Raw genomic sequence first — 26606 nt, forward strand, 5'->3', positions numbered from 1 at the left:
ATGGCCTTCAGAGGTAACTTTGGAGGCCATCCATGTACGAGCCGATCCGCACGAAGTCGGTCCATACGCACGGCCCTCACCGCGGCCCGCACCGCTCCCGCCAGGAGGAGCTGGACACACGGCTGGCCTGGCACCTGACCGCACTGCTCACGGTGACGGACGAACTGCGCGCCGTGGCGCCTGCGGCTGAGCTCGACGATGCGGGGTGCCGGCTGGCGGCTCAGGTGGAACGGCTGCGCGGGGCTGCACCCTTGCGGGCTGCGCCAACCGTGGCGGGCGGTAAGCCTGTTGCTGCGCTGCATCAGCGCGCGCATATGTTGGCGGGGCAGGCGCTGGTGGTGGCCACGGGACGCGGCGATACGGAAGGCGCGGCCTTGGCCGCGGAACGGATGCGGGCGCACGCAGAGGCGCTGGGCATCACGGGGTAACGCGGGGTGGTCGCGCCCCGTAAGGGGCGCGGGGAACTGCGCGACCAGCCACAGGCGGCCCGCAGTGGAGCCCGGCGGCGCTGAACCGGACCGGGCTCCCTCCCTCCGTCAGCCCAAGCGCTGCACCAACGCCCGGTATTCGTCCCACAGTTCCTTCGGCGTGTGGTCACCGAAGGTGTTCAGGTGCTCCGGCACCAGTGCCGCTTCCTCGCGCCAGACGTCCTTGTCGACGGTGAGGAGCAGGTCCAGGTCCGCGTCCGGGATGTCGAGCCCGGCCGTGTCCAGGGCGTCCTTCGCCGGCAGAATGCCGATCGGCGTCTCGACGCCCTCCGCGCGGCCGTCGATGCGGTCGACGATCCACTTCAGCACGCGGCTGTTCTCGCCGAAGCCCGGCCACACGAAGCGGCCGTCCGCGTCCTTGCGGAACCAGTTGACGTAGTAGATCTTCGGGAGCCTGGACTCGTCCTTGCCCTCACCCATCTTGATCCAGTGGCCCATGTAGTCGCCCATGTTGTAGCCGCAGAACGGCAGCATGGCGAACGGGTCGCGGCGGAGCTCGCCGACCTTGCCCTCGGCGGCGGCGGTCTTCTCGGAGGCGACGTTGGCTCCGAGGAAGACGCCGTGCTGCCAGCTGAGGGACTCGGTCACCAGCGGGACGGCGGTGGCGCGGCGGCCGCCGAAGAGGATGGCCGAGATCGGCACGCCCTTGGGGTCCTCCCACTCGGGCGCGATGATCGGGCACTGCGAAGCCGGCACGGTGAAGCGGGCGTTGGGGTGGGCGGCGGGGGTGCCGCTCTCCGGCGTCCAGTCGTTGCCCCGCCAGTCGGTGAGGTGGGCGGGCTGCTCCTCGGTCATGCCCTCCCACCACACGTCGCCGTCGTCGGTGAGGGCGACGTTGGTGAAGACCGAGTTGCCCCACATGGTCTTCATGGCGTTGGCGTTGGTGTGTTCGCCGGTGCCGGGGGCGACGCCGAAGAAGCCGGCCTCGGGGTTGATGGCGTAGAGGCGGCCGTCCTCGCCGAAGCGCATCCAGGCGATGTCGTCGCCGATGGTCTCCACCGTCCAGCCGGAGACGGTGGGTTCGAGCATGGCGAGGTTGGTCTTGCCGCAGGCGGAGGGGAAGGCGGCGGCCACGTACTTGGACTCGCCCTGGGGCGGGGTGAGCTTGAGGATGAGCATGTGCTCGGCCAGCCAGCCCTCGTCGCGCGCCATGACGGAGGCGATGCGCAGGGCGTAACACTTCTTGCCCAGCAGGGCGTTGCCGCCGTAGCCGGAGCCGAAGGACCAGATCTCGCGGTCCTCGGGGAAGTGCGAGATGTACTTGGTGGTGTTGCACGGCCACGGCACGTCCTGCTCGCCCTCGGCGAGCGGGGCACCGAGGGTGTGGACGGCCTTGACGAAGAAGCCGTCGGTGCCGAGCTCGTCGAGCACGGCCTGGCCCATGCGGGTCATGGTGCGCATGGAGACGGCGACGTAGGCGGAGTCGGTGATCTCGACGCCGATCGCGGACAGCGGCGAGCCGAGCGGGCCCATGCAGAAGGGCACGACGTACATGGTGCGTCCGCGCATGGAGCCGCGGAACAGGCCCTTCTCCCCGGCGAAGATCTCCCGCATCTCGGCGGGCGCCTTCCAGTGGTTGGTCGGGCCCGCGTCCTCCTCCTTCGCGGAGCAGATGAAGGTGCGGTCCTCGACGCGCGCCACGTCACTCGGGTCGGAGGCGGCGTAGTAGGAGTTGGGTCGCTTGACCGGGTCGAGCTTCCGGAAGGTGCCCTTGGCGACGAGCTCCCCGCACAGGCGCTCGTATTCCGCTTCCGAGCCGTCGCACCAGACCACGCGGTCCGGCTGGGTGAGGGCGGCGATCTCGTCGACCCAGGAGAGCAGCTCCTGGTGGTGGGTGAGGGTGGTGGGAGCCGCACTGATGCGCGCCACGATCGCTCCGTCCCGCCGGGTCCACACTGCCCGGCGTCAGATATTGAGGGTGGAACGGACTCGGGCCGGATCACCGGAAAGTCCGCCTTTGCACACTGTCGCCCCTTGGGGGCTGCGACCCAGACGCTTCGTGACCGCTCATCCGGTGCCGCCCGCACTCATTTGATCATCCGACTCCGCCCAGCTTCTGTCCAGGGGGCACCCCCGTGACCATCGCCACGTGATACTGATCCGTAACCTACGGTCGCGTAGGTAGCATGGCGCCCATGACTCCCGCGCCCGACGCAGCGCCCACCGCGTCCTCCGCTTCCGCCGGGGCCGGGGCGAACGCCGCCTCCACCGACGCCCCGGCCCCCGGCGCCCCGCAGGATTCCGCTTCCGCCCCGGCCCCGGCCAAGCCGCGACTGCGCGGCTGGCTGCACGCCGGAATGTTCCCCGCCGTACTGGTGTCCGGCGTCCTCCTGACCGCCCTGGCCGACAGCCCCCGTGGCCGGATCGCCTGCGCCGTCTATGCATTGAGCGCCTGCCTGCTCTTCGGCATCAGCGCGCTCTACCACCGCGGCAACTGGGGTCCGCGCGCCGAGGGCGTGCTCCGCCGCCTCGACCACGCCAACATCTTCCTGATCATCGCGGGCACCTACACCCCGCTGACCATGCTGCTCGTCCCCGGCAGCAGGGGCCGGATCCTGCTGTGGGCGGTCTGGGCGGCGGCCGCCGCCGGCATAGCCTTCCGCGTCTTCTGGGTCGGCGCGCCCCGCTGGCTCTACACCCCCTGCTACATCGCGATGGGCTGGGCCGCCGTCTTCTTCCTCCCCGACTTCCTGCGCACGGGCGGCATCGCCGTCCTCGTCCTGGTGATCATCGGCGGGCTGCTCTACAGCGCGGGCGGGGTGATCTACGGGATCAAGCGCCCCAATCCCTCGCCGCGCTGGTTCGGCTTCCACGAGGTCTTCCACTCGCTCACTCTGGCCGCCTTCGCCACGCACTACGTGGGCATTTCACTCGTCGCCTATTCGCACGCCTGACGCACCGCGCGCACCGCGCTCCCGACGGACCCTCCGCAGTGGCCGTGGCTTCGAAGCCGCGGCCACTCGCCATGCCAGGCCCCCGATCCCGGCCACGGCCACGGCCAGCACCGCGATCTCACCGGCGATCACATACCCCGCGACACACAGCATCGCGAGCAGCGCATAGACGACCCCGCTCATCAACGACCCCCTCTTTCCAGGCTTTTACGGTCTCACTGACCGTTCCCCTGCCCTGCACTCAGGGTCACACACCCCACTGACAATCAGAGTGCCGTCAAGATCACCCACCCTTCACCGGCCACATTGACACCCTCCATCTTTTGAGAGTTACTGTCACTTGACGTCAGCTCTCTCCCGGAGGTGTGCCATGAGCACCCCGATCACCCGACCCGACCCCCGGCGCTGGTGGGCGCTGGGCGCCCTGGTCGCCTGCATGCTCGTCCTCGGCTTCGACACCACGATCCTGACCGTCGCCCTGCCGACCATGACGGACCGACTGGGCGCCACCAGCGGCGAACAGGAGTGGATAGCCGACTCCTACCTCGTCGTCCTCGCCGCCCTGATGCTCCCCGCCGGACTCCTCGGCGACCGCTTCGGCCGCCGCCGCATGCTGCTGACCGGACTGGGGATCTTCCTCGTCGGATCCCTGCTCGGCACGTTCGCGACGAGCACCGGCGAGGTCATCGCCGCCCGCACCGTCCTCGGCGCCGGCGCGGCGCTGATCATGCCGCTCGCCCTGTCCGTGCTGCCCTCGCTCTTCCCGGGCGCGGAGCGCACCAAGGCCGTGGGCGCGGTCTCCGCCGCCTCGGCCCTCGGCCTGCCGCTGGGCCCGATCATCGGCGGCTGGTTGCTCAACCACTTCTGGTGGGGCTCGGCCTTCCTCGTCAACGTCCCGCTCGTGATCATCGGCATCGCGGCCTGCGTCTTCCTGCTCCCCGAGACCAACGACCCCTCCTCGCCCAGGGTCGACGCCCTCTCGACCGCACTCACCGTCACCGGCCTCGGCGCCCTCGTCTTCGGCGTCGTCGAGGGACCCACGCGCGGCTGGTCCGCACCGGCCGTCCTCGGCGCCTTCGCCGCCGCGGCCGTCCTGCTCACCGCCCTCGTCCTGCGCGAACGCCGGCAGCCCCGGCCGATGCTGGACCTCACGCTGCTGGCCCACCGCGGCTTCCGCTGGAACACCGCGGCCGCGGCACTGATCACCTTCACGCTCACGGGCCTGCTGTTCGTCCTGCCGCACTACCTCCAGGCCGTCCTGGGCCACGACGCCTTCGGCACCGGGCTGCGGATGCTGCCGATGATGGCCGGAATGATCGTCTCGTCGCGCGCCGCAGCACCGCTGGTCACCCGGTTCGGGGCGCGGCCCGTCATCGCCGGCGGCCTGGCCGTCATGGCCTTCGCCGCCCTGCTCGGCAGCCGCACGGACATCCACGACGGCTACGGCTTCACGGCCCTGTGGCTGTCCGTCACCGGCTTCGGGTTCGGCTTCGGCATCATCCCCGCCATGGACGGCGCCCTCGGCACCCTCCCCCGCGAGCGCGCGGGCAGCGGCTCCGGGCTGCTGATGACGCTGCGGCAGGTCGCCGGCGCCGTCGGAGTGGCGGTGCTGGGCAGCCTGATCGCCGGCGCCTACCGCGGCCGGATCGGCACGGACGGGCTGCCGCCCGCCGCCGCGGGGGCAGCGCGCGACTCCGTCGAGGGGGCGCAGATGGTCGCCGCCAGGCTCGGCGACACGGCGCTCGCACGGTCGGCGGACACCGCCTACCTGCACGGCATGAGCCTGGCCCTGCTGGTGTGCGGCGCCGGGGCGATCGCCGCGGCCCTCCTCGTCGCCGTCTTCCTGCCGGACGGCCGCCCCGCGGAGGCGGCTGCGGATCATGAAGTGGTTGGCGAAATGACCGATGCCTGAGAATGCACCCATGGCCTCAGCACAGACGTCCTCCCCCGCACAGCCCGGCCCCAGACTCGGGCTCCGCGAGCGGAAGAAGATCCAGACCCGGCAGGCGATCCGGCGTGCCGCCTACCGGCTGTTCGAGAAGCAGGGCTACGACGCCACGCCGGTCGACCAGATCGCCGAGGCCGCGGACGTGTCCCCCAGCACGGTCTTCCGTTACTTCCCGACCAAGGAGGACATCGTCCTCACCGACGAGTACGACCCGGTGATGGAGGCGGCGATCCGGGCACGCCCGGCGGAGGAGGCCCCGGTCGAGGCCATCCGGCACGGTGTGCGGGACGCGCTGCAGCACATCATCGACACGGACATCGTCGAACTGCGGCAGCGCACCAAGCTGGTCCGCGAGGTCCCGGCCCTGCGGGGCCGCTCCGCGGAGGGACAGGCGGAGTCGGCGGTCATGCTGTGCCGGGTCCTTGCGGAGCGGACGGGGAGGTCCGCGGACGACCTTGAGGTGCGGGTCGTGATCGCCGCGGTGCTCGGGGCGATGCAGGAGGCGATGATGCACTGGGTGGACCAGGGCCAGACCGGGGATCTGGGGGCACTGATCGACCGCACGCTGGACGTGCTGGGGCGCGGTCTGACGCTGTGAGGTGCGGGGCCCCGCCCCGGGACTTCAACTGCGGGCGCGTCGTGGCTGGTCGCGCAGTTCCCCGCGCCCCCTACGGGGCGCCCAGCTGCTCCGCAAGGAGCTTCGCGTCAGCCGTCGGCGCGTCGCACGTGAAGTGCCGGCACACGTACGCGGCCGGCCGCCCGTCCAGCAGGTCCCGGCCTTCCAGGAGCGGTACCTCCACGGGCGCCGCGCCCGGTTCGCCGAGGGCCACCACCGCGCCCGGGGCCGGGGAGAGCAGGGCCGTGCGGTGGAGTTCCCGCGTGCCGGGGTGGTCGCCGGGGCCCACGACCGCCACCTCGCGGGGACCGTCCAGCAGGGCCTCCGTCACCGTCAGACCCCAGCCGATGAACCGCGGCGCCCGCGGGGCGAGGCTCCGGACGACGCCCAGGGCCTTCTCGGCCGCCTCGCGGTGCGGTGCGCTGCCCGTGTACGCGGCGTAGGACAGGAGCGCCCCGGCCGCAGCCGTCCAGCCGGACGGCACCGCGTTGTCGGTGGGGTCCTGCGGGCGGCGGATCAGTGCCTCGGCGTCGTCGGCGGTGTCGTAGAGCGTGCCGTCCTCCGCGGTGAAGCGGACCAGGACGGTGTCCAGGAGCAGGCCCGCGAAGTCGACCCAGACGCCCTCGCCGGTCACGGCGGACAGGGCGAGGAAGCCCTCGGCGACGTCCGCGTAGTCCTCCAGGACACCGGCGTGGCCGCCCGCGACGCCGTCCAGCGAGGTGCGGAAGAGCCGGGCCTGCCAGTCCATGTGCGTGCGGACGAGCAGGTCGGCGGCGTCCGTGGCGGCCTGGACCAGGTCGGGGCGGTCGAAGTACGCGCCGCACTCGGCGAGGGCGGCGACGGCCAGGCCGTTCCAGGCGGCCACCACCTTGTCGTCCCGGCCCGGGCGCGGCCGCGCCTCGCGCGCGGCCAGCAGCCGCTCCCGCACGGAGGCGAGCCGTGCGGCGTCGAGAAGCTCCTCGGAGTCGGGGAGTTGGAGCACGGAGGCGCCCTCCTCGAAGGTGCCCTCCTCCGTGACGCCGAAGTGGACGGCCGCCAGGGCCGCGTCCTGCTCGCCCAGCACCGCGCGCAGCTGCTCCGGCGTCCACACGTAGTACGCGCCCTCGACGTGCCGGCCCGTCCCGTCGTCACTGTCGGCGTCGAGCGCGGAGGCGAACCCGCCCTGGACGGTGCGCAGTTCACGGATCATGAAGTCCGCGGTCTCCAGGGCGATGCGCCGGGCCAGGCCGGATCCGGTGGCGCGCCACAGGTGCGCGTAGACACGGCACAGCAGGGCGTTGTCGTAGAGCATCTTCTCGAAGTGCGGCACCGTCCAGGTCGCGTCCACCGCGTAGCGGGCGAAGCCGCCGCCGAGCTGGTCGTAGATCCCGCCGCGCGCCATGGCCTCGCAGGTGGCCTGCACCATCTCCAGGGCGGCCGCCGAGCCCGTGCGGGCGTGGTGGCGCAGCAGGAACTCCAGTGTCATGGACGGCGGGAACTTGGGTGCCCCGCCGAAGCCGCCGTTGACCGCGTCGAAGTCGCGGGTCAGACCCATCAGCGCGGCGTGCGTCTCCTCCTCGCCGGGTGCGCGGGAGGTGTCGACGGAGAGGGTGCGCCCGGACAGGTCGCGCACGATGCGCTGCGCGACCTCGCCCACCTCGTCGCGCCGGTCGCTCCACGCGGCCCGCACGCCCTCCAGCACCTGCGGGAAGCCGGGCATGCCGTGGCGCGGGGCCGGCGGGAAGTAGGTGCCGAAGTAGAAGGGCTCGGCCTCGGGCGTGAGGAAGACGGTCATCGGCCAGCCGCCCTGTCCCGTGGCGGCCTGGACGGCCTCCATGTAGACGGCGTCGACGTCGGGCCGCTCCTCGCGGTCGACCTTGACCGCGACGAAGTGCTCGTCGATCAGCGCGGCGATCGCGGGGTCCTCGAAGGACTCGTGGGCCATGACGTGGCACCAGTGGCAGCTCGAGTACCCCACGCTCAGCAGCACGGGCACATCCCGCCGCCGGGCCTCGGCGAAGGCCTCGGGGGACCAGGGCCACCAGTCGACCGGGTTGTCGGCGTGCTGGAGGAGGTAGGGGGACGTCTCGTGCGCCAGGCGGTTGGACATGGGTCCATCCTGGCGCACGGGACGGGGTCCGCAAGCGACCCGCTGCGCCACCGCGCCCCGTCAGGGGCGCGATGAACTGCTCGCTCAGCCGAAGACGGCCCGCACCCGGAGGATCAGGCCGCACCCTTGTCGGCCGCCTGACCGCCTGCCTCCGAATCCTCCGCGAAGTCGACCCGCTTCATGTGCTTGTTCATGGACTTCATCAGCAGCCACACGGCACCGCCGATGAGGGCGAAGACAATGAAGCCGAGAACGCCGGGCGTGACCTTGTTCTGGTCGAGGTCGGCGGCGAGCGGCACCAGGTTGCTCATCATGGGCTCAATTGTTGCGGATGCCCGCGAAGAGGTCGTCCTCGGGGAGGGACGTGTCGACGAGCGACTTCGCCAGCTCGTACTCCTCGGTGGGCCAGACCTCCCGCTGGAGGTCCAGCGGAACGCGGAACCAGCCGCCGTCGGGGTCGATCTGCGTGGCGTGCGCGATCAGCGCCTTGTCGCGGATCTCGAAGAAGTCGCCGCAGGGCACGAAGGTGGTCAGGGTCCGCTCGCGGCCCATCTGCTCCCAGCGCTCCAGCCACTCCGCGTAGGGGGACTCCATGCCGCGCTCGATCAGGGCGTCGTGCAGGGCCTGGGTGCGGGGGCGGTTGAAGCCCTGGTTGTAGTAGAGCTTCTGCGGCTGCCAGGGCTCGCCGGCCTCCGGGTAGCGCTCGGGGTCGCCCGCGGCCTCGAAGGCCACCATCGAGATCTTGTGGGTCATGATGTGGTCGGGGTGCGGGTAACCGCCGTTCTCGTCGTACGTGGTGATCACGTGCGGGCGGAACTCGCGGATCAGCTCGACCAGTCGGCCGGCCGCCTCCTCCACGTCCTGCAGGGCGAAGCAGCCCTCCGGCAGCGGCGGCAGCGGGTCGCCCTCGGGCAGGCCGGAGTCGACGAAGCCGAGCCACTCCTGCTTGACGCCGAGGATGTCGCGGGCCTCGGCCATCTCCTTGGCCCGGACCTCGTGGATGTGCTCCTCGATGTAGGGGTCGCCCTGGAGCTTGGGGTTGAGGATGGAGCCACGCTCACCACCTGTGCAGGTGGCGACCAGCACGTCCACCCCCTCGGACACGTACTTGGCCATCGTGGCCGCGCCCTTGCTCGACTCGTCGTCGGGGTGGGCGTGAACGGCCATCATTCGCAGCTGCTCGGTCAAGGCTCGATCCTCAGTCACTGGTCTCTTAAGACGCCTCCTATAGTGACCGAAGGAGGGCGCGATTCATTCCGTGTTCCACAACCGGAATCCGGAGGGGGTCGCCCCCGGTCCCGCACTTCCCGTCAGGAGGAACGATCATGGCTGCGGACGGTGCAGCGCTGCCCGAGGGCCGCTACGGCCGCTCGGCGGACGAACGTGCCGACCGCAAGCTGAAGATCGCCGGCGCGGTGCTGGGTGCCGCGCTGCTGGGCTTCGTCGGCTGGGCCGGTGTGCACTACATCACCACGACGGATGTCAGCGGTCAGCTGATCCGTTCGCAGACGGTCTCCGACTCGTCCGTGCAGGCGGTGCTGGAGATCCGCAAGGAGAAGGACGCCACCGGCGTCTGCACGGTGCGCTCGCTGGGCGAGGACGGCACCGAGGTGGCGCGCAAGGACATCACCCTCGACCGTCGCGAGACCCACTTCACGGAGCCGGTCACGCTCCGCACCACGCGGCGGGCCTCCGCCACGGAGCTTGAGGGGTGTCGCCAGGTAACCGGCCGCTGACCAGCCCTGACGCGCTTCTTGCGCGTTTCCTCCCGGTTACTTCTTCCCCCTTGACGGGCGGAGTTGTTAGGCTCGTGGTTTCGCCCGCCTTTGAAGGTGCACCCTTCTGAGTAGGGCGTTCATTTGTATCCCCGGCTGTATCCCAGCATTCCCAGTACCGACGAGGAGCACCTGTGACCCAGACCAGCGACAACGTCACCTGGCTGACTCAGGAGGCGTACGACCAGCTCAAGGCTGAGCTGGAGTACCTGTCTGGTCCCGCTCGCACCGAGATCGCGGCGAAGATCGCGGCGGCCCGCGAGGAGGGTGACCTGCGCGAGAACGGCGGTTACCACGCGGCCAAGGAGGAGCAGGGCAAGCAGGAGCTCCGCGTGCGCCAGCTGACCCAGCTGCTGGAGGCGGCGAAGGTCGGCGAGGCCCCGGCCACCGACGGCGCCGTGGCGCCCGGCATGGTCGTGACCATCGCCTTCGACGGCGACCCGGACGACACGCTGACGTTCCTGATGGCCTCCCGCGAATACGCGAGCTCGGACATCGAGACGTACTCCCCGCAGTCCCCGCTGGGCTCGGGCGTGAACGGCAAGAAGGTCGGCGAGGACGCCCAGTACGAGCTGCCGAACGGCCGCAAGGCCATGGTGCGCATCCTGGACGCCAAGCCGTACCAGGGCTGAGCCCCTCCCCCCACCCCTGTGGAGCCCCGGACCGGTCGCAACCGGTCCGGGGCTCTTGCGTGCCCCGTAAGGGGCGCGGGGAACTGCGCGACCGGCCACCGACGGCCTGCAGCCGACGCACCACCCAGGGATCCGGGGCGAAGCCCCGGGAGCTTCGGCTGCGGGCGCGTCGTGGCCGGTCGCGCAGTTCCCCGCGCCCCTACAGGGCGCTAGGCCGTCGCCGAGCGGTACTTGCGCACCGACAGGCCGCGGAAGACGGCGATGATCAGGACGGACCAGAGCAGCGACGCCCACACCGGGTGCTGCATCGGCCAGGCCGCGGGCACCGGGTAGCCGTGCGGGAGGTTGCCGAAGAGCTCCCGCGCCGCCTGCACGGTGGCGCTGAACGGATTCCACTCGGCGATGGTGCGCAGCACCACCGGCATGTTGTCGGAGGGGACGAAGGCGTTGGAGATGAAGGTGAGCGGGAAGAGCCAGATGAGCCCGCCCGAGGTCGCCGCCTCCGGGGTGCGTACCGACAGCCCGATCAGTGCGCCGATCCACGAGAAGGCGTAGCCGAGCAGGAGCAGCAGGGCGAAGCCGCCGAGCGCCTCCAGGACACCGTGGTGGATGCGCCAGCCGACGATCACGGCGACGATCGCCAGCACCACCAGCGTCAGTGCGGTCTGCACCAGGTCGGCGAGGGTGCGGCCGGTGAGCACCGCGCCCCGGGCCATGGGCAGCGAGCGGAAGCGGTCGATGAGGCCCTTGTGCATGTCGTCGGCGATCCCCGCGCCCGCGCCCGCCGTGGCAAAGGTGACGGTCTGGGCGAAGATGCCCGCCATCAGGAACTGCCGGTAGGTGGCCGGGTCGGTGCTGCCGCCGACGGCGATCGAGCCGCCGAAGACGTAGCTGAACAGCACGACGAACATGATCGGTTGGACGAGTCCGAAGACGACGACCTCGGGGATGCGCACCATCCGGATCAGGTTGCGCTGGGCGACGACCAGGGAGTCGTGCACGGACTGGGTGACGCCGCCGCGCGCCCTGGGCACCGCCTTCCTGGAGACGATCTCGCCGGTGGCGCTCATGGTGCGGTCCCTTCCTGCTCGCGGTCCCCGCGTTCCTGCGCCGCCTCGGCCGTGTGCCCGGTGAGGGAGATGAAGACGTCGTCCAGGGTGGGGCGGCGCAGGGCGATGTCGTCGATCTCGATGCCGCGGCCGTCGAGTTCGCGGATCACCTCGGCGAGGAGCTTGGCCCCGCCGGAGACGGGGACGGTGACCTTGCGGGTGTGCTCCTCGACGGCGGTCGCGCCCTTGCCGAAGGCGTGCAGCACCTGTTCGGTGACGGGGATGTGCTCGCGCTCGTGCACGACGACCTCGACGCGCTCCCCTCCTGTGCGCGCCTTGAGCTGGTCGGAGGTGCCGCGGGCGATGACACGCCCGTGGTCGACGACGGCGATGTCGTGGGCGAGGCGGTCGGCCTCCTCCAGGTACTGGGTGGTGAGCAGCAGGGTCGTGCCGCCGGCCACCAACTCCTCGATGACCTCCCACAGTTGCTGCCGGTTGCGCGGGTCGAGTCCGGTGGTGGGCTCGTCCATGAACATCACGGGCGGGCTGACGACCAGGGCGGCCGCGAGGTCGAGGCGGCGGCGCATGCCGCCGGAGTAGGTCTTGGCGGGGCGGTCGGCGGCGTCGGCGAGGTTGAAGCGTTCGAGCAGCTCCGCCGCCCGCGACTTGGCGTCGCGCGCGCCCATCTGGTAGAGCCTGCCGACCATCCGGAGGTTCTCACGGCCCGTCAGATATTCGTCGACGGCGGCGAATTGGCCGGACAGGCCGATGGCGTGGCGGACTTCGTTGGGTTTCTTCAAGACGTCGATGCCGGCCACGACGGCCGAGCCGCTGTCGGGTTTGATGAGGGTGGTGAGGACGCGCACCGTGGTGGTCTTGCCGGCGCCGTTGGGGCCGAGCAGTCCGAGGACGGTCCCTTCCGGTACGTCCAGGTCGACACCGTCCAGAGCCCTGACGTCGCCGAAGGTCTTGACCAGACCTTCGGCGTATATCGCACCTTGCATGGAGCTTCTCCCCGTTGAGGTGACGTAGTTGATTTTACGTTCACTCAGCGCATTTCGCCCCATGAAGGCATCACTCCGGTCATTGCCCGGAATCCGGGCATCACTGGACACCGTCCGGCACACGACTCCGACACACTCAGTGCAGCACCGCATACCCCGCGTCGCGCAGGGCCGCCTCCACCCCGGCGCAGTGCTCCCGCCCCTCCGTCTCCAGGTGCAGCTCCACCTCCGCCTCGCCGAGCCTGAGCCGCGGATCGGTGCGGACGTGGCCGATGTCGAGGACGTTGGCGCCGGCCGCGGACAGCACCTCCAGCAGGGCCGCCAGCGCGCCCGGACGGTCCGTCAGCCGCACCCGCAGGGACAGGTACCGGCCCGCGACGGCCATGCCGTGCCGGAGCACGGCCTGCAGCAGCAGCGGATCCACGTTGCCGCCCGAAAGCACCGCCACCACCGGCCCGTTGAACGACCGGGGCGCCGACAGCAGCGCCGCCACCGGGCTCGCCCCGGCCGGCTCGACCACCATCTTCGACCGCTCCAGGCACAGCAGCAGCGCCGCGGCCAGTTCGTCCTCGGAGACCGTCCGCACCTCGTCCACCAGCCGCGCGACGATCCGGAACGGCACGTCCCCGGGCCGCCCGACCCTGATGCCGTCCGCCATCGTCACCGGCGTCCGCACCGCCACCGGGCGGCCCGCGGCCAGCGACAGCGGATAGGCGGCGGCACCCGCCGCCTGGACGCCCACGATCCGCACGTCCGGCCGCAACGCCTTGACCGCCACGGCGATTCCGGCCGCCAGACCGCCGCCGCCCATGCCCACGACGACGGTGCCCACCTCGGGGCACTGCTCCAGGATCTCCAGGCCCACCGTGCCCTGCCCGGCGATGACGTCCGGATGGTCGAAGGGGTGGACGAAGGCCGCCCCCGTCTCCCCCGCATACGCCCGGGCCGCCTGCAGCGCATCGTCCAACACCTGCCCGTGCAGCCGGACTTCGGCCCCGTAGCCGCGGGCCGCGGCGATCTTCGGCAGCGACGTGTCCTCCGGCATGAAGACCGTGGACCGCACGCCCAGCAGTGCGGCGGCGAAGGCGACCCCCTGGGCGTGGTTGCCGGCACTGGCCGCGACGACCCCCGCCGCGCGCTCCTCCGGCGCCAGGCGGGCGATGCGCACGTAGGCGCCGCGCAGCTTGAACGAGCCGGTGTGCTGCAGGTTCTCGCACTTGAGCAGCACCGGGGTGCCGGCCAGCACGGAGAGGTGACGGCCGGCCGCGAGGGCCGTGGTCCGGCAGACCCCGGCCAGCATCCGCTGCGCGGCGCGCACGTCGCCGAGCGTGACCGGGAACGTGCCGGAGGCAGGCGTTCCGCCCGCGCCGCCAACTCGTCGGGCCATACCGCCAGTCTCGCAGTACGCGCACGTCACCGGCTTTCCGAGGCCGACCGGAACCGGGCCTACCGTCCGGTTTGTGCAGCACCGGTACGAGCGCGGGAAAGGCCGCGTACTCTGTCCCCCATTCGCGAGCAACCAGCTGGTCCCGCTATCTGTCCTACAGCTCTGCAGAGCCTCTGCCGTCCCCTCCGCCCGCCGCACGAAGTGAGCCCCAGGCCATGCCCATCCCTCCGGACGTGACGACCCAACTCGCCCCCGGTGTCCTCGACGCCCTCCAGCACCAGGTGGCCGTCTTCGCACGCCGCGCAGAGCAGACCCGCCTCGGCGGCGTCGGCCGGGTCCACAACACGATGGACCGCGCCGCGTATCTGCTGCTCAACCGCCTCGACCAGGAAGGCCCGATGGGCGTCAAGGCGCTCGCCGCGGGCATGGGAATCGACTCCTCGACCGTCACCCGCCAGGTGGCGCCGCTGGTCGACACCGGCCTGGTCAAGCGCACCTCGCACCCCGAGGACGGCCGCGCCGTCGTCCTGCAGCTCTCGCCCCGCGGCAAGGCCCGCCTGGAGGAGGTGCGCACCTCCCGGCGCGAGCTGATGGCGCTGTGCACCGAGGGCTGGACCGAGGACGAGCGCGACACCTTCTGCTCCCTGCTCACCCGCTTCAACTCCGCGCTCTCGGAGATCCACACGGCCCTGCCGCCGGGCTCGCCCGCGTAGTCCCGGGCGGACCGAGCGGACTGCTGCGGTCACTCGTGACCGGGCTCTTGACCGGCCGCCCCCGCTGCCGTCTGCTGGAACCCCCGGAAGCCACCGGGGTGTGACGGAGGCGGGGCGTGCGAGAGCGGCAGGCGGCCCGGGAGCGCCGCCGCGCCCGGGAGTTCGAGGCGTTCGTCGGGGGCGCGGGCGGGCGGCTCCTGCACGCCGCCCGGCTGCTGACCGCCGAGGACCCGCACGGGGGCGACGGCTCCGCCGAGCGCCTGCTGACGGCCGCCCTGGCCCGTACCTACGCCGACTGGGACCGGATCGGCGACGGCGATCCGTACGAGCACACCCGCCGCGAGCTCACGGCCCGCTTCGCGCACTCCGCCCGGCGCTACCGGCACCCGCGCGGGGGCATGCTGGAGCGGCTCCCGCCGAGGGAGCGCCTGGTGGTGGTCCTGCGGCTCTACGAGGGCGTGGCCGAGGAACAGGCCGCGGCCGGCCTGGGACTGCCCGTGGAGCGGGTGCGCGTGCTGTGCACGCGCGCGGTGGCCGCCCTGCGCAGCAGGCCCGCGGGGCCCGTGCCGTGAGCGGCTACGACCGCAAGGAGGACGAGGTCCGGCGGATGCTGGACCTCCCGCACCCGCCCGTCCCGGCCGAGCTGGCCGGGCTGGCCGCCGAGCGCGGCCGCCGGCTGCTGCGCAGGCGGCGGGCCGTCCGGGCGGTGGCGTGGACGCTGCTGCTGGCGGCCGTCGTGGTCTTCTGCGTCTGGGCCGCGGTCGTGCACCCGTGGGCGGCCCGACCGGAAGACACGGTTCCGCCGCTTTCTTCGCTGCGGGACCGGCGATTTCCGGCCCCGCAAACAGCGTCGGTCGCCGGCTCAGCCCAGGGCCTGGGTGACGTCCGCGATCAGGTCGTCCACCGACTCGATGCCGACCGACAGACGCACCAGGTCGGCCGGGACCTCCAGCGCGGAACCGGCGACGGAGGCGTGCGTCATCCGGCCCGGGTGCTCGATCAGCGACTCCACGCCGCCCAGGGACTCACCGAGCGTGAACAGCTGCGCGCGGTTGCAGACCTCGACCGCCGCCTCCTCGCCGCCCGCGACGCGGAACGACACCATGCCGCCGAAGGCGCGCATCTGCTTGGCCGCGACCTCGTGCAGCGGGTGCTCGGGCAGGCCCGGGTAGTAGACCTGCGTGACCTTGGGGTGCGACACCAGCAGCTCCGCGACCCGCTCGGCGTTGGCGCTGTGCCGGTCCATGCGGACCGCGAGCGTCTTGATGCCGCGCAGTGTCAGCCAGGAGTCGAACGGGCCGGCCACGGCGCCCATCGCGTTCTGGTGGTAGGCCAGCTCCTCGGCGAGGGCGGCGTCGGCGGTGACGAGCGCGCCGCCGACGACGTCCGAGTGACCGCCCATGTACTTGGTCGTCGAGTGGACCACCACGTCCGCGCCCAGCGACAGCGGCTGCTGCAGGTAGGGGCTGGCGAAGGTGTTGTCGACCACCAGCTTGGCGCCGGCCTCGTGCGCGATGCCCGCGACGAGGGCGATGTCGGTGATGCCGAGCAGCGGGTTGGAGGGGGTCTCCACCCAGACCACCTTGGTGGTGGGCCGCAGCGCCGCCTTCACCGAGGCCGGGTCGGAGGTGTCGGCGACCGACCACTCCACGCCCCAGCGCCCGACGACCTTGGCGAACAGCCGGAAGGTGCCGCCGTAGGCGTCGTTCGGGATCACCACGTGGTCGCCGGGGGCGAGGAGCGTGCGCAGCAGGCAGTCCTCGGCAGCCAGACCGGACGCGAAGGCGAGACCGCGGGCGCCGCCCTCCAGCGCCGCCAGGTTCTCCTCCAGGGCGGTGCGGGTGGGGTTGGCGCTGCGGCTGTACTCGTAGCCGCCGCGCAGGCCGCCGACGCCGTCCTGCTTGTAGGTGGACACTTGGTAGATGGGCGGTACGACTGCCCCGGTCAGCGGGTCGGGCTCCTGCCCGGCGTGGATGGCCAGGGTCTCGAAAGCTTGCTGGTCGCTCATTGGCCCGAGGGTAGTACCCCGTTGGGGGAAACACCCTGTTCACTTGTAACCGGCGCATGAACGATCCGCCGGGCCGGGACGTTGTCCATGTACAGGCCCGTGTCCACGCTGGTCCGTCCCCATCCGTCCCCATCCCAGGAAGCCCGAACCATGGAGTTGCTGTTCCTCCTGACCGCCCTCGTCCTCGTGTGCTGGGTGGTGGTCCCCATGCTGCGCCGCAGGCGCCTGGCGCAGGGGGTGATGCAGGGCGCCGGGACGGCGGCGGACCCGGTGGGCGGGCAGGGATTCCTGCCGCCCGGGCAGTTGGACGTGCGCCTGCCCGGCCCCGACCCGGAGCTGCTGGCCGCCGTCGAGGAGGCCCGGCGCACCCAGGACTGGAAGCCGGCCGCCGAGCTGCTGGCCCGTACACCCGCGGACGGGTCCGCCGAGCTGCGCTGGCAGCGGGTGCAGACCCTGGCCGGCGCGGCCGTGCGCGAGCTGGCGGAGGCCCCCGGCACGGGCGGCATGTGGCTGCGCCACTGGCGGGTGGTGGCCCCCAAGGACCCGGGCGGGGCGGCCGTGCAGGCCGAGTTCCTGGTGCAGCAGGCGCTGCGCGACCCCTCCTCGCAGGACTTCCGCATGATCCTGGAGGAGGCCCGTACGGTCTGCGCGGAGGCCGCGCTGCTCGCCCCCGGCGACCCGGTCCCGTACATCGTCGAGCTCGGCGTCGCGCGCGGGCTGGGCGCGAGCGAGGCGGAGTTCCAGTCGGTGTGGGAGACGGTGCTCTCGCGGGCGCCGCAGCACATGGGCGCCCACCTGGCCGCCCTGCGCTACTGGAGCGCGAAGTGGCACGGCTCGCAGGACCAGGCCGACGCCTTCGCCCGGCGCGCGGCGGCGGGCGCGCCGGAGGGCAGCCTGCTGCCGGCACTGCCGCTGTTCGCGCTGCACGACCACTTGGAGGACATCGGGCTGGTGCGCAGCCTGTTCCAGAGCGCGGTGGTCCGGGAGGCGATCGAGGGCGCGCAGTACGCGGTGAACCACGCACCGTCCGACCACCCGGTGCTGCCGCACGTACGCCACCTGCTGGTGTGGTTCCTGGTCCGCGCCGAGCGCTACGGCGAGGCCGTGGAACAGCTGCGTGCGGTGGACGGGCACATCGGGGCGGTGCCGTGGACGTACGAGCAGGATCCGGTGGCGGCGTACACGGCGTTCCGGGCGATGGCGGTGGCCGGCTGGCAGGCGGGCCGGAATTACGGATGACCGCTCGCACGTTGTGAGGTCGTGACGCCCGCCCGCACCCCCCTGGAGCCGTGATGCTGTTCGGACACCGCGAGCCCGTTCTCCCCACCCCCGCCCAGTCCCTCCCCGGCCGGGAGACTCCCGGTTTCCCGCTCCCCGAGCACCACACGGTGCTGGGCACCCGCCTCGCCGCCCCCTACCCCGAGGGCCTGGCCGTGGCCGACTTCGGCCTGGGCTGCTTCTGGGGCGCGGAGCGCCGCTTCTGGCAGGCGCCCGGGGTGTGGACGACGCTGGTCGGCTACCAGGGCGGTCACACACCGAACCCGACGTACGAGGAGGTCTGCAGCGGCCGCACAGGCCACACGGAGGCAGTCCGCGTCGTCTACGACCCGGCGGTGACGACGTACGAGGCCCTGCTGAAGCTGTTCTGGGAGTCCCACGACCCGACCCAGGGCTTCCGCCAGGGCAACGACCGTGGCACGCAGTACCGTTCGGCGGTCTACACGCACAACGAGGAGCAGCAGGCTGCGGCGGAGGCGTCGCGGGACGCGTACCAGTCCGTCCTGACGACGTCGGGCTTCGGCCCGATCACGACGGAGATCCGGGCGGCGGGGCCGTTCTACGCTGCGGAGCCTTATCACCAGCAGTACTTGGACAAGAACCCGGCGGGGTACTGCGGGATCGGGGGGACGGGGGTTTCCTGTCCGGTGGGGATCGCGCCGGTCGAGGATTGATCTCCGGAGCCGTCACCCCAGGTAGGGGCGCTCCCGGCACTCCAGGAAGTGCCGGATGCGGAGTTGCTGCGTGTGGTGCATCGGAAGCGCCGGGATCTCCTCGGGGTGGCGGGCTCCTGGCCCGCAAGTCGGTTCTAGGCTGTGGCCATGTTGCTGATCTACGACGGGGTGGCTACCGCTGACGCGCCCGTGCTGCGAACCGGCGGGATCCCGCTCGTTCCGGAGGGGTTCGCCTGGCCGAGGTGCCACGAGTGCGGTGGCGCCATGCAGTTCCTCGCCCACCTGCCTCTCGGCATCGGTGTGGTCGCGGTGTTCTTCTGCCAGAACGACCCCGGCCTGTGCGATGACTGGGACGCTACTGGCGGTGCCAACCGGGCCTACCTCTTCACGGGCGAACTCAGCCCGGCTGCCGTTCCTGATGAAGGCGTGACGCTCTTGGGCGCTGTCACTGCTCTGCGTTGCCGTCCCGCCGGCGCGCCTACGGCGGAGCCGGTCCTCGGACGGTTGGGCGGTGCGCCTGACTGGATCCAGGGCGACGAGACACCGGATTGCCCCCACTGCGCGGCCCCCATGACGCTCACGGCGGAGCTCGAAGAGGGCTACGACTTTGCCACTTCCGCGAACTTTGGTGGAGGGGGACGCGGTTATGTCTTCAGTTGCCACCCTTGCGGCAAGGCCGCGTTCCTCTGGCAACGCTGAACGCCCTCACAATGGGGCACGCGGCGCCGGCAGCCGTATGCGGTACTGCTGGCCTGCCCGAGGCCGGAAGGCCGGCCGCACAACTTGATCTTCTAGCCTGTTCGCATGATCGACGACGCTTCCGGCAGCCTTGTTGTCCGGGTGGGAGAACCTGGACCGCGACCGGTTCACCTGCTGTTCTCCGAACCGACGCGGCCGTACGGGGACGATCCGACGCTCGACTTCCTCGTGCAGGCGCGCGGGCAATGGGTGAGCATCGAGACCCTGGTGCGGACCTGGGACGGCGACGGCCTCGACGTATTCCTCTCTTCGCTGGCCGAGGACTTCCGGGGCTGGGAGGGGGCGCGCACCTGGCGCTCCCTCGAACACGACGTGACCCTCTCTGCGGAGCACCGGCCCGGCGGCTATGTCCACTTGACGTGGGGTATTCACGACCGACCCCCGTCCGAGGAGTGGCACTTCGAGACCACTACCGTGCACGCAGCCGGCGAGGAGATGCGGAACCTCGCCGCCGAGATTCATGCCTTCCTTACGAGCGCGGTTCTGTAGCCGGAACACGTTGCGCACGGACTGGTCGGCCTCTCGCATCTTCGGCCTCGTGACCTTGATCGTGCTCGCTCCGCGCTGACCTGGCCTCCGGGATGCTGGAGGCCGACGGCGAGAGGGGTAGCACGCCCCTGTCCGAATCTGCACTCGGGAGCACAGGCGCGGCGGCGGAGTGGGGCGGCATGATGTTGCCGGGCGTGCCCCGAGGGGGGTCAGGCTCTTGTGCACACCTCCACGCCTGGCCAGCGCGAAGACTCGCCCGATGCCCCGCTCACGGCACGCGACCCCCGTCTCGGGGCTGGACAGCAACTTGGTCCACAGCCCTGGTTGTTGTGAGGGCTGAGACATGCGGACGCTCCGTGTCCGGCGGCCTGGGCCATTCGTCGCTATGAGCCTGCTCGGAGCGATGCTACCCACTGTGGGTATACCGCTGGGCCTTATTCCACGTGCTGTGCAACCGCGACTCTGTCAGGCGTGGAGCAGACAGTCTGGACTGGGTTCCTCCGCCAGGGCAACCGCCTCCGCATCCAGGTCGACGATGACATAGAGAGGGTGGCACACGGATGTTCGAGCCAGAGGACGGGGTGTTCGAAATCGGAGGCGCGGAGTTCGACCCGGACGCACTGCTGTGGGTGCACGGAGTGGACTACGTCGGCGGGTGGCGGGATGCCAAGGATGCGGCTGCGGAGTTGGACGAAGCACTTTGCAGCGCCGGGGTTGAGTCCGAGGGCGCGAAGGCCGTGGCGCAGACACGGTCGGACGGTACGGGCGTTGTGCGGCTCGTGTGGCCGGCGGAACTGGCCCGGGCGGTGGCAGAGCTGATCCGGCAGGCCCGAACCTGCCCAAGGCAAGCGCGGCAACTCAAGCGACACCGGTAGAGAGCGCAAGTCCAGGACCTGCATGCGCCGAAGGGCAGTGGGAGAAGTCTCCGCCGCCTACTGCGAGGTCGTCTGAACCTTCAGTGCACAGTCAAATGCCAGTCGGGGCTGCGGCATAGTGCTGCAGCCCCGACCGCGCCCGCGGGGACGGCTGCCTGGCTCAGGCGCTAACCGCTGTCCGACCGGCTGACGAACATCCATCCGGGCAGCCCGTGATCATCTACCCGACAACGCGAATATTGACGATGCCGCATGGACGACCGGCGGTCGACCTCGTACGGTCATGCCCAGTTGGCCCAACCAGGGGCATAGGCCAGGGGGTTCGGCATGGCACGGGAGGAACTGACCCGGCTCACCGGCAGCGGTAACGGGGAGTGCAATCAGAACGACTGTCCCAACGTGTACCGGGACGAGACAGACGGCCGGATCGTCGTCCAGGGCGAGCAGTGCGAAGCATTCCGGCCTCCAGTCGGTGAGGCACTGGTGAAAATCCCCGAGCGCGTACTGAGGGAGGCTGTCCGTGCTCTTGGATGGTGAAGCGTGGCAGGCCAAGTTCCGGGACTTTCAGGCCGAGGCATGGCGGCTCGAAACCCTGCCCGCGTACAACGTCCCACAGGAAGCTGATCAGATCCGGGCGTTCCTGGCTGGGGAACGCATCGACCCTCATTCGTACGCCAACGAGTACACCGAGGACCTCAAGCGGGTACGCAGGGAGGGAAAGAGCAAGGGACGCGTGCACATCGTGACGCGCCCGCTCTCGGAATACCTCCGCTTCGAGTTCATGTACTACCGGCCTCACGTGTGGGCCGGCGAGGACATCCGAATCATGGACGTGACCGATCGGCCCAACCCGCTGGCCGACGTCCAGGACTTCTGGATGTTCGACAAAAGGGAAGTCGTCCTCATGAACTACGAGCCGGACGGAACGCAGACCGACCGGGAAGTGTACGAGGGAGACGTCGGCCCCTACGTCGAGTACCAGCGCATCGCCGTCACCGAGTCAATGCCCTTCGAGGAGTACGTGAAGGGCCTTGACATTTGAACCCGAGGAGCTGGGTCAGTCCAGGGCTGACCTGGCAGAAACACTGAAGACGCTTCGCAAGCGAGCCGGACGCACCCAGGTCTGGCTCGCTCAGCGCTGCAATATGTCTCAGACGAAGGTGAGCAACATTGAGGGCGGAAAGCTCACGCCCACTCTCGTCGACGTAGAGCTGATCCTGAGAGCGCTCGACGCTCCGCCCAAGCTGGTGTCGGAGGTGGCGGCCCTTGCCCGCACAGCCAACACCGAGTGGCAGGATGTGTGGTCGCAGCGCCGGACGGGGCTCGAAAAGAAACAGAACGAACTGGCAGGGTTCGAGAAGTCCTCCACAGACTTCCGCTATTTCCTGCTCTCCATGGTGACCGGCTTGTTGGCAACCCCCGAATACGTGAGAGCAAGCCTTGCCGGCATCCCTGGCGACCACAGCAAGGCCATCACAAAGAAGCTGGAGCGGCAGGCAGTTCTCTATGACATGTCGAAACGGTTCACATTCATTCTGACCGAGCAAGCCGTCAGGTGGCCATACCTTGCCGCTCCGGTCATGGCTGTGCAGATCGACCGGCTCGTCTCGATCAGCCTTCTGCCGAACGTCCGACTCGGCGTCATCCCGCTGGAAGGCCACATGCCGACTGCCCCGTTGAACACTTTCACCGTGTACGACAGCCGGATTGCAACCGTGGAGACATCCACGGGTGCAATGGTTTTCCGGGACCATCGGGATGTGTCGGCCCACCTGAACGAGTTCTCGACGTACGAGGGTTACGCCGTGTTCGGCGAGCAGGCCAGGGAACGACTGACGGCATGGGCAAGACAATTCCGCTCCTGAGCTTTACCCGACAACGCCAATATTTCTGGCATCTACCGCTGTGCCGGTGGATCATCCAATCTTGTCGGCGCCAGGAGGGGCGCGCCGTGACCAGAACTGTGGAGGTCCACTCATGAGCAACCAACCGACGACCATGGCACGCCCCGTTCACCTGGCATTCCCGCCCAGCCCCCCGCCACCGGCCGCGGACTGTGACGTGTGCAAGGCCCTGGCCCGACAGCGAACCGAAGCGCGTAGCCGCGGCGACTACTCGGCCGAGACCGACAGGAGTGTGGAGATCGCGGCGCATTCCAAGGAGCACCCGTGGTGATCTCCCCTGACAAGTGGCGCGAGTGCTGGGGTCTCGCCGACAGGACCGTGGCCGCGCTCAAGATTGCCCTGGCCGCGGCAGGCATTCCGGAGTCGGCGCATGGCTCCGTCCGCCCAGTGGTCACCCATGACGGGAAGGTGTACGTGGAGACCCTGATGCTGCGGGCCGACGCGGCGGCGACCGTAGCGGACGCCCTCGGCCGTCATCGGCAGCCGTAATGCAACGCAAGGGGCCCCTCGCCTACCGGCAAAGGGCCCCTACTGTGCGCCGCCAGGGACTCGGACCGGACCCCGGCAGCTTGCAGCATCGAGGCGATGTGTCTTCTGCCCGGTGGAGACCGGGCAGAAGAGCCAGTCGGCAAACGGGGATCAGAATCTCGCCCATGGGAGAAGCGATGACAACCTCCGCTGCCGGGCAGCCCCTCATCCCGCAGCCGGCTGCCACAGTGACAGCACTTCGACAGGCCATCGGGCAGATCGCTCCAGCCGCCCTGCCCGCTTTCACCCGGGAACTGGACCAGGCCGCGGACCAGTCCCGGCAGGGCTCCGACATCGCCCCTCTCCAGCGCTTCACCGCTCAGTGGTCGGTCTACGTCCACATCCAGCGCCAGCCCGAGATCGCCGCCCGCTTCAGGGAGTTGGAAGACCTTTCCACCACGGGCGATGCCGCTCAGGCCCGCCAGGCCGCTTCAGGAATCGGGCACATCCTTGACGAGGCACACGCAGTGCTGGGGATCTTCCAGCGGTGAGCGACGCCTGGCACTGGGAATACGACCCGGTCCAAAGCCTGTGATCACTGCGGCCCTGATCCCGGACCGCGATGGCCTGGTTCGCGCGCCGGGCGAGCCTGGGGATCAGCAGTTTGCCGGGGTGCTGCCACCGGGCCGAACTCCACGGTCGGCAGCTCGTCCCCAACCACAGACAAAGGGGCCCCTCGCCTACCGGCAAAGGGCCCCTTCACTGTGCGCCGCCAGGGACTCGAACCCCGGACCCGCTGATTAAGAGTCAGCTGCTCTAACCAACTGAGCTAGCGGCGCGTCGGAGAAATATTACATGAAGGTGCGGGTGCTCCCGCCCCACCCTCACCCCGGCTGCGCCCAGCTCACCGAAGCGGCCAGGGTCAGATTGACCGCGGCCAGAGCCCAGAAGTACCCCTTGGGAAGCGGCGCCTCCGGCCTCCTCCGGCTCCGCGCCACACCCACCAGGCTCAGCAGGATCGTGAGAACGGCGAGGGCGGTGATGAAGGCGCGCATGATGTCCGTTCGGGTCGGTATGCCGGGACGGTGCTGCGAAGATCGTCCCATGGCCCGGCCGCCTGATCACCGGGAAATCTCGCCAATCGCCCCTCGCCGTGATCCACTGCCCCCATGCAGGGAATGGGGGCAAGCATCATCGCCGTCGTCGGGACATTGCTCGGCTCCGGCGTCACGTACACGTTTCAGCAGCGCGCCGCACGCCGCAACGAGCAGTTCACCCGGGACGAGAAGCTGCGGCAGGAGCGGCTGGACGCGTACTCGTCGTTCGCGGGCAAGCTCGTCGACTACCGGCGGAGTCTGATGGAGCGGTGGCTGCAGCAGCACGGCGAAATGGTGTTCGACAACGACGAGCCCGCGCTGCGGAAACACTCGTACGAGCTGCGGACCGCGGCCGAAGAGGCCCTGTTCCGGCTGCAGATGCTCACCGACGACGAGCAACTGGTGCGGCGTTCACAGGAGGTGCTGGACTGCGTGGGCGAGATCTTCAAGGCCACCGACCGCGCCGACTGGGACGTCAAGCGGACGGCCGCCAAGGCGGCCATACACGGGTTCGTCGCCGTGGCCAAGCACACGCTCACGGAACCACCGGGAAACGGGAACACGGAGCCACCCGTGCCTCGTTGAGCACGGCATGACCGATGCATTCACCGTATCCGTCGTCGTCCGCGGCTATGAGACGGACTCCCAGGGGCACCTCAACAGCGCCGTGTACATGCAGTACGCGGAGCACGGCCGCTGGTCCGGGCTGGAAGCCGCCGGGATCCGGCAGAGCGATCTGCTGGAGCAGGGGGTGGGGCTGATCGTCCTGGAGACGAACATCAAGTACCTCAAGGAGCTGCGGGCCGGCGACGAAGTGACGGTGAGCTGCCGGTACGTCTTCGGCGGCGGGCGAACACCGAAGACGTTCCGGTTCGAGCAGGAGATCGTCGCCGCGGACGGGACGCTCGCCGCCGAGGTGTCCAGCGCCGGCGGGCTGCTGGATCTGAAGGAGCGGCATCTGGTGCCCGATCCGCGGGTGTACTTCCGGGCGTTGGCCTCGGATCCGGGTGCGCTCGGGCTGTAGGGGACGTCAGGGGGCCTCCGGGGATCTCACTCCCGGTGCGCCCGGAAACGGAAGCGCCTCTCCCCCACCGTCACCTCCGCCTTCGCGAACCCCGCCGCCCGCAGCCGCTCCCCCAGGGTCGCGGGCGGCACCGGCACGCACGTGTCGCCGATGTGGATCAGACGGAAGCGCAGACTGGTCAGCGCGTCGCAGCCCGCGAAGACGCCCCCGGGGCGCAGTACCCGGTGCGCCTCCGCGAAGAGCCGGTCCTGCGCGGCGGGTGTCGGGACGTGGTGGAGCATCGTGAAGCAGACCACCGAGTCGAAGTGATGGTCCGCGAAGGGCGTCCTCGCACCGTCGCCGTGCACGACCTCCGCCCTCCCCGCGAACTCCCCGCGCAGGCGCGCCGCCGAGGCCTCGTCGACCTCCAGCAGGGTCAGGCGCTGCACCTCGGGCAGCAGGATGCGTGTCGTGGCGCCGTACCCGGGCCCGATCTCCAGGGTGTCCGGGCCGAGTTCGACCCCGTCGAGGGCCCACAGCAGCAGCATGTCCTCGACCGCGCGGGCCCACTTCGCGGAACTGCACCGGCGGCGGTGGATCAGGTTCATCGGCATGCTGCGAGGCTAGGAAGCGACCGGCGGTGCCGCCTACGGGGCAGGAGGACAGGCCATGTTGCGGAACGGACACCGGCACGGACATGTGGTGGATCCGCCCGGTGCGGCCATCGCCGTCGGCAGCTTCGCCCTCGACGACGGCGAGTGGTTCACGCCGCACGAACACCCCGCGCACCAGCTGGCGTGGGCGGCGCAGGGGGTGCTGGCCGTGCGGACGGCCGACCGGACCTGGGTGCTGCCGCCCTCCGTGGCGCTGTGGATCCCGGCGGGCGTCCGGCATGCCACGGGGGCGACGAGCGCGGCCCTGGTGCAGAGCCCGTACGTGTGGCCCGACCGCTGTCCGCCCGTGTGGAACACCTGGCGGGATCCCCAAGTGGTGCCCGTGTCGGGGCTGTTGCGCGAGCTCATCGGGCACCTCGCGCAGAGCGCGGTCGCCCTCGCCCCGGAGGAGCGGCGCCGCGCGGAGGCCGTCGTCCTCGACCAGCTGCATCCCGTGTCGGTGACGACCGTGCGCGCGCCGATGCCCGCGGACCCCCGCGCCCGCGAGGTGGCGGACGCGCTGCGCGCGGACCCGGCGGACGGGCGGCCGCTGGCGCAGTGGGGTGCCGTGGTGGGCGCGAGCGCCCGGACCCTGGCCCGTGCCTTCGTCGCGGACACGGGCATGCCGTTCGGCCAGTGGCGCACCCAGCTGCGCCTGGAGGCGGCGATGCCGCTGCTGGCGGCGGGGGCCACGGTGTCGTCGGTGGCCCGCCGGGTGGGCTACGGCTCGCCGAGCGCCTTCGTGGCGGCGTTCCGCAGGGGGGTGGGGGTGCCCCCGGGCACGTACTTCGGACGACAGTGAG

General features: G+C 70.6%; 31 protein-coding genes, 1 tRNA gene and 1 pseudogene. 21 read left to right on the forward strand and 12 right to left on the reverse strand.

Annotated features, from left to right (window positions below; translation table 11 throughout):
* Window positions 1-32: 32 nt before the first annotated feature.
* The gene (locus ACWD4B_RS18940) at window positions 33-428 is read left to right on the forward strand and encodes an SCO4983 family protein (RefSeq protein ID WP_451421795.1); all 396 of its coding nucleotides are present in this window, start codon (window positions 33-35) and stop codon (window positions 426-428) included.
* A gap of 108 nt (window positions 429-536) precedes the next feature.
* Here the strand turns inward: ACWD4B_RS18940 and ACWD4B_RS18945 are convergent, their stop codons facing one another.
* Window positions 537-2357, reverse strand: a complete 1821-nt coding sequence (locus ACWD4B_RS18945; protein ID WP_451421796.1) for a phosphoenolpyruvate carboxykinase (GTP) — start codon at window positions 2355-2357, stop codon at window positions 537-539.
* 266 nt (window positions 2358-2623) lie between these two features.
* Here ACWD4B_RS18945 and trhA point away from each other — a divergent pair, with 266 nt between their 5' ends.
* The 3 genes from trhA to ACWD4B_RS18960 all read left to right on the forward strand — a co-directional run bounded on the left by trhA (window position 2624) and on the right by ACWD4B_RS18960 (window position 5928).
* Window positions 2624-3382 carry a PAQR family membrane homeostasis protein TrhA gene (trhA, locus tag ACWD4B_RS18950; protein ID WP_451421797.1) on the forward strand — a complete coding sequence of 253 codons (759 nt, stop codon included), beginning with the start codon at window positions 2624-2626 and terminating at the stop codon, window positions 3380-3382.
* A 370-nt stretch (window positions 3383-3752) separates the two neighbouring features.
* Window positions 3753-5294, forward strand: coding sequence for an MFS transporter (locus tag ACWD4B_RS18955; protein ID WP_451421798.1), 1542 nt, complete (start codon window positions 3753-3755; stop codon window positions 5292-5294).
* Window positions 5295-5304: 10 nt separating this feature from the next.
* On the forward strand, window positions 5305-5928 hold the full coding sequence (locus tag ACWD4B_RS18960) for a TetR/AcrR family transcriptional regulator (protein ID WP_451421799.1): 624 nt from the start codon (window positions 5305-5307) through the stop codon (window positions 5926-5928).
* A 70-nt stretch (window positions 5929-5998) separates the two neighbouring features.
* Here the strand turns inward: ACWD4B_RS18960 and ACWD4B_RS18965 are convergent, their stop codons facing one another.
* The 3 genes from ACWD4B_RS18965 to mca form a co-directional block, all read right to left on the reverse strand.
* Window positions 5999-8035, reverse strand: a complete 2037-nt coding sequence (locus ACWD4B_RS18965; RefSeq protein WP_451421800.1) for a thioredoxin domain-containing protein — start codon at window positions 8033-8035, stop codon at window positions 5999-6001.
* A gap of 113 nt (window positions 8036-8148) precedes the next feature.
* The gene (locus tag ACWD4B_RS18970) at window positions 8149-8346 is read right to left on the reverse strand and encodes a hypothetical protein (protein WP_451421830.1); all 198 of its coding nucleotides are present in this window, start codon (window positions 8344-8346) and stop codon (window positions 8149-8151) included.
* Window positions 8347-8353: 7 nt separating this feature from the next.
* Window positions 8354-9223, reverse strand: coding sequence for a mycothiol conjugate amidase Mca (gene mca, locus ACWD4B_RS18975; protein ID WP_451421801.1), 870 nt, complete (start codon window positions 9221-9223; stop codon window positions 8354-8356).
* Between the two features lie 137 nt (window positions 9224-9360).
* Here mca and ACWD4B_RS18980 point away from each other — a divergent pair, with 137 nt between their 5' ends.
* Complete coding sequence (locus ACWD4B_RS18980; protein WP_451421802.1) at window positions 9361-9771, forward strand: DUF4307 domain-containing protein; 411 nt, start codon at window positions 9361-9363, stop codon at window positions 9769-9771.
* 173 nt (window positions 9772-9944) lie between these two features.
* The gene (greA, locus tag ACWD4B_RS18985; RefSeq protein ID WP_451421803.1) at window positions 9945-10442 is read left to right on the forward strand and encodes a transcription elongation factor GreA; all 498 of its coding nucleotides are present in this window, start codon (window positions 9945-9947) and stop codon (window positions 10440-10442) included.
* Window positions 10443-10651: 209 nt separating this feature from the next.
* On the opposite strand, the gene ACWD4B_RS18990 is transcribed toward greA, so the two are convergent.
* The 3 genes from ACWD4B_RS18990 to ilvA form a co-directional block, all read right to left on the reverse strand.
* A complete protein-coding gene (locus ACWD4B_RS18990) occupies window positions 10652-11512 on the reverse strand; it encodes an ABC transporter permease (RefSeq protein ID WP_336416231.1) in 861 nt (286 codons plus the stop codon).
* Window positions 11509-12495 (reverse strand): ATP-binding cassette domain-containing protein, encoded by a 987-nt coding sequence (locus ACWD4B_RS18995; RefSeq protein WP_451421804.1) that lies wholly within the window; start codon window positions 12493-12495, stop codon window positions 11509-11511. Before ACWD4B_RS18995 ends, ACWD4B_RS18990 begins: the two co-directional genes overlap by 4 nt.
* A gap of 136 nt (window positions 12496-12631) precedes the next feature.
* Complete coding sequence (ilvA, locus tag ACWD4B_RS19000) at window positions 12632-13882, reverse strand: threonine ammonia-lyase (RefSeq protein ID WP_451421805.1); 1251 nt, start codon at window positions 13880-13882, stop codon at window positions 12632-12634.
* A 215-nt stretch (window positions 13883-14097) separates the two neighbouring features.
* On the opposite strand from ilvA, the gene ACWD4B_RS19005 reads away from it, so the two are divergent.
* A complete protein-coding gene (locus ACWD4B_RS19005; RefSeq protein WP_336416228.1) occupies window positions 14098-14595 on the forward strand; it encodes a MarR family transcriptional regulator in 498 nt (165 codons plus the stop codon).
* Between the two features lie 116 nt (window positions 14596-14711).
* Window positions 14712-15167, forward strand: a complete 456-nt coding sequence (locus tag ACWD4B_RS19010) for a sigma factor-like helix-turn-helix DNA-binding protein (protein WP_451421806.1) — start codon at window positions 14712-14714, stop codon at window positions 15165-15167.
* 290 nt (window positions 15168-15457) lie between these two features.
* Here ACWD4B_RS19010 and ACWD4B_RS19015 read toward each other — a convergent pair whose 3' ends face one another.
* Window positions 15458-16603 carry a cystathionine gamma-synthase gene (locus tag ACWD4B_RS19015; protein ID WP_451421807.1) on the reverse strand — a complete coding sequence of 382 codons (1146 nt, stop codon included), beginning with the start codon at window positions 16601-16603 and terminating at the stop codon, window positions 15458-15460.
* A 150-nt stretch (window positions 16604-16753) separates the two neighbouring features.
* Here ACWD4B_RS19015 and ACWD4B_RS19020 point away from each other — a divergent pair, with 150 nt between their 5' ends.
* Complete coding sequence (locus ACWD4B_RS19020) at window positions 16754-17842, forward strand: hypothetical protein (RefSeq protein WP_451421808.1); 1089 nt, start codon at window positions 16754-16756, stop codon at window positions 17840-17842.
* 53 nt (window positions 17843-17895) lie between these two features.
* Window positions 17896-18555, forward strand: a complete 660-nt coding sequence (msrA, locus tag ACWD4B_RS19025; RefSeq protein WP_451421809.1) for a peptide-methionine (S)-S-oxide reductase MsrA — start codon at window positions 17896-17898, stop codon at window positions 18553-18555.
* Between the two features lie 12 nt (window positions 18556-18567).
* On the opposite strand, the pseudogene ACWD4B_RS19030 reads toward msrA, so the two are convergent.
* A pseudogene (locus ACWD4B_RS19030) lies at window positions 18568-18660 on the reverse strand (DNA mismatch repair protein MutT); the annotation flags it as partial.
* A gap of 42 nt (window positions 18661-18702) precedes the next feature.
* Between ACWD4B_RS19030 and ACWD4B_RS19035 the strand changes: the two are divergent.
* The 8 genes from ACWD4B_RS19035 (at window position 18703) to ACWD4B_RS19070 (ending at window position 23601) form a co-directional block, all read left to right on the forward strand.
* Window positions 18703-19254: a hypothetical protein gene (locus tag ACWD4B_RS19035; protein WP_451421810.1), complete on the forward strand. Its 552-nt coding sequence runs from the start codon at window positions 18703-18705 to the stop codon at window positions 19252-19254.
* Between the two features lie 105 nt (window positions 19255-19359).
* Complete coding sequence (locus ACWD4B_RS19040; RefSeq protein ID WP_451421811.1) at window positions 19360-19803, forward strand: DUF6228 family protein; 444 nt, start codon at window positions 19360-19362, stop codon at window positions 19801-19803.
* A gap of 560 nt (window positions 19804-20363) precedes the next feature.
* Window positions 20364-20678: a hypothetical protein gene (locus tag ACWD4B_RS19045; protein WP_451421812.1), complete on the forward strand. Its 315-nt coding sequence runs from the start codon at window positions 20364-20366 to the stop codon at window positions 20676-20678.
* A gap of 327 nt (window positions 20679-21005) precedes the next feature.
* Window positions 21006-21215: a hypothetical protein gene (locus tag ACWD4B_RS19050; RefSeq protein ID WP_451421813.1), complete on the forward strand. Its 210-nt coding sequence runs from the start codon at window positions 21006-21008 to the stop codon at window positions 21213-21215.
* Window positions 21199-21720, forward strand: coding sequence for a DUF6879 family protein (locus ACWD4B_RS19055; protein WP_451421814.1), 522 nt, complete (start codon window positions 21199-21201; stop codon window positions 21718-21720). Before ACWD4B_RS19050 ends, ACWD4B_RS19055 begins: the two co-directional genes overlap by 17 nt.
* Window positions 21710-22543: a helix-turn-helix domain-containing protein gene (locus ACWD4B_RS19060; RefSeq protein WP_451421815.1), complete on the forward strand. Its 834-nt coding sequence runs from the start codon at window positions 21710-21712 to the stop codon at window positions 22541-22543. Before ACWD4B_RS19055 ends, ACWD4B_RS19060 begins: the two co-directional genes overlap by 11 nt.
* A 303-nt stretch (window positions 22544-22846) precedes the next feature.
* Complete coding sequence (locus ACWD4B_RS19065) at window positions 22847-23071, forward strand: hypothetical protein (protein ID WP_451421816.1); 225 nt, start codon at window positions 22847-22849, stop codon at window positions 23069-23071.
* A 176-nt stretch (window positions 23072-23247) separates the two neighbouring features.
* Entirely contained in the window at window positions 23248-23601 is a 354-nt protein-coding gene (locus ACWD4B_RS19070; protein WP_451421817.1) for a hypothetical protein, read from the forward strand.
* A gap of 214 nt (window positions 23602-23815) precedes the next feature.
* Here ACWD4B_RS19070 and ACWD4B_RS19075 read toward each other — a convergent pair.
* Together ACWD4B_RS19075 and ACWD4B_RS19080 are read right to left on the reverse strand one after the other, a co-directional pair.
* A tRNA-Lys gene (locus ACWD4B_RS19075) sits at window positions 23816-23889 on the reverse strand.
* Between the two features lie 45 nt (window positions 23890-23934).
* Complete coding sequence (locus tag ACWD4B_RS19080; protein WP_451421818.1) at window positions 23935-24156, reverse strand: hypothetical protein; 222 nt, start codon at window positions 24154-24156, stop codon at window positions 23935-23937.
* 72 nt (window positions 24157-24228) lie between these two features.
* Between ACWD4B_RS19080 and ACWD4B_RS19085 the strand changes: the two genes are divergently transcribed.
* A complete protein-coding gene (locus ACWD4B_RS19085; protein ID WP_451421819.1) occupies window positions 24229-24732 on the forward strand; it encodes a hypothetical protein in 504 nt (167 codons plus the stop codon).
* Between the two features lie 7 nt (window positions 24733-24739).
* Window positions 24740-25171, forward strand: coding sequence for an acyl-CoA thioesterase (locus ACWD4B_RS19090; RefSeq protein ID WP_451421820.1), 432 nt, complete (start codon window positions 24740-24742; stop codon window positions 25169-25171).
* 26 nt (window positions 25172-25197) lie between these two features.
* Here ACWD4B_RS19090 and ACWD4B_RS19095 read toward each other — a convergent pair whose 3' ends face one another.
* A complete protein-coding gene (locus ACWD4B_RS19095; RefSeq protein ID WP_451421821.1) occupies window positions 25198-25764 on the reverse strand; it encodes a class I SAM-dependent methyltransferase in 567 nt (188 codons plus the stop codon).
* A 55-nt stretch (window positions 25765-25819) separates the two neighbouring features.
* On the opposite strand from ACWD4B_RS19095, the gene ACWD4B_RS19100 reads away from it, so the two are divergent.
* Window positions 25820-26605 (forward strand): AraC family transcriptional regulator, encoded by a 786-nt coding sequence (locus ACWD4B_RS19100; RefSeq protein ID WP_451421822.1) that lies wholly within the window; start codon window positions 25820-25822, stop codon window positions 26603-26605.
* The last annotated feature ends 1 nt before the right edge of the window (window position 26606 follow it).

It is taken from the genome of Streptomyces sp. NPDC002536, assembly GCF_053594995.1.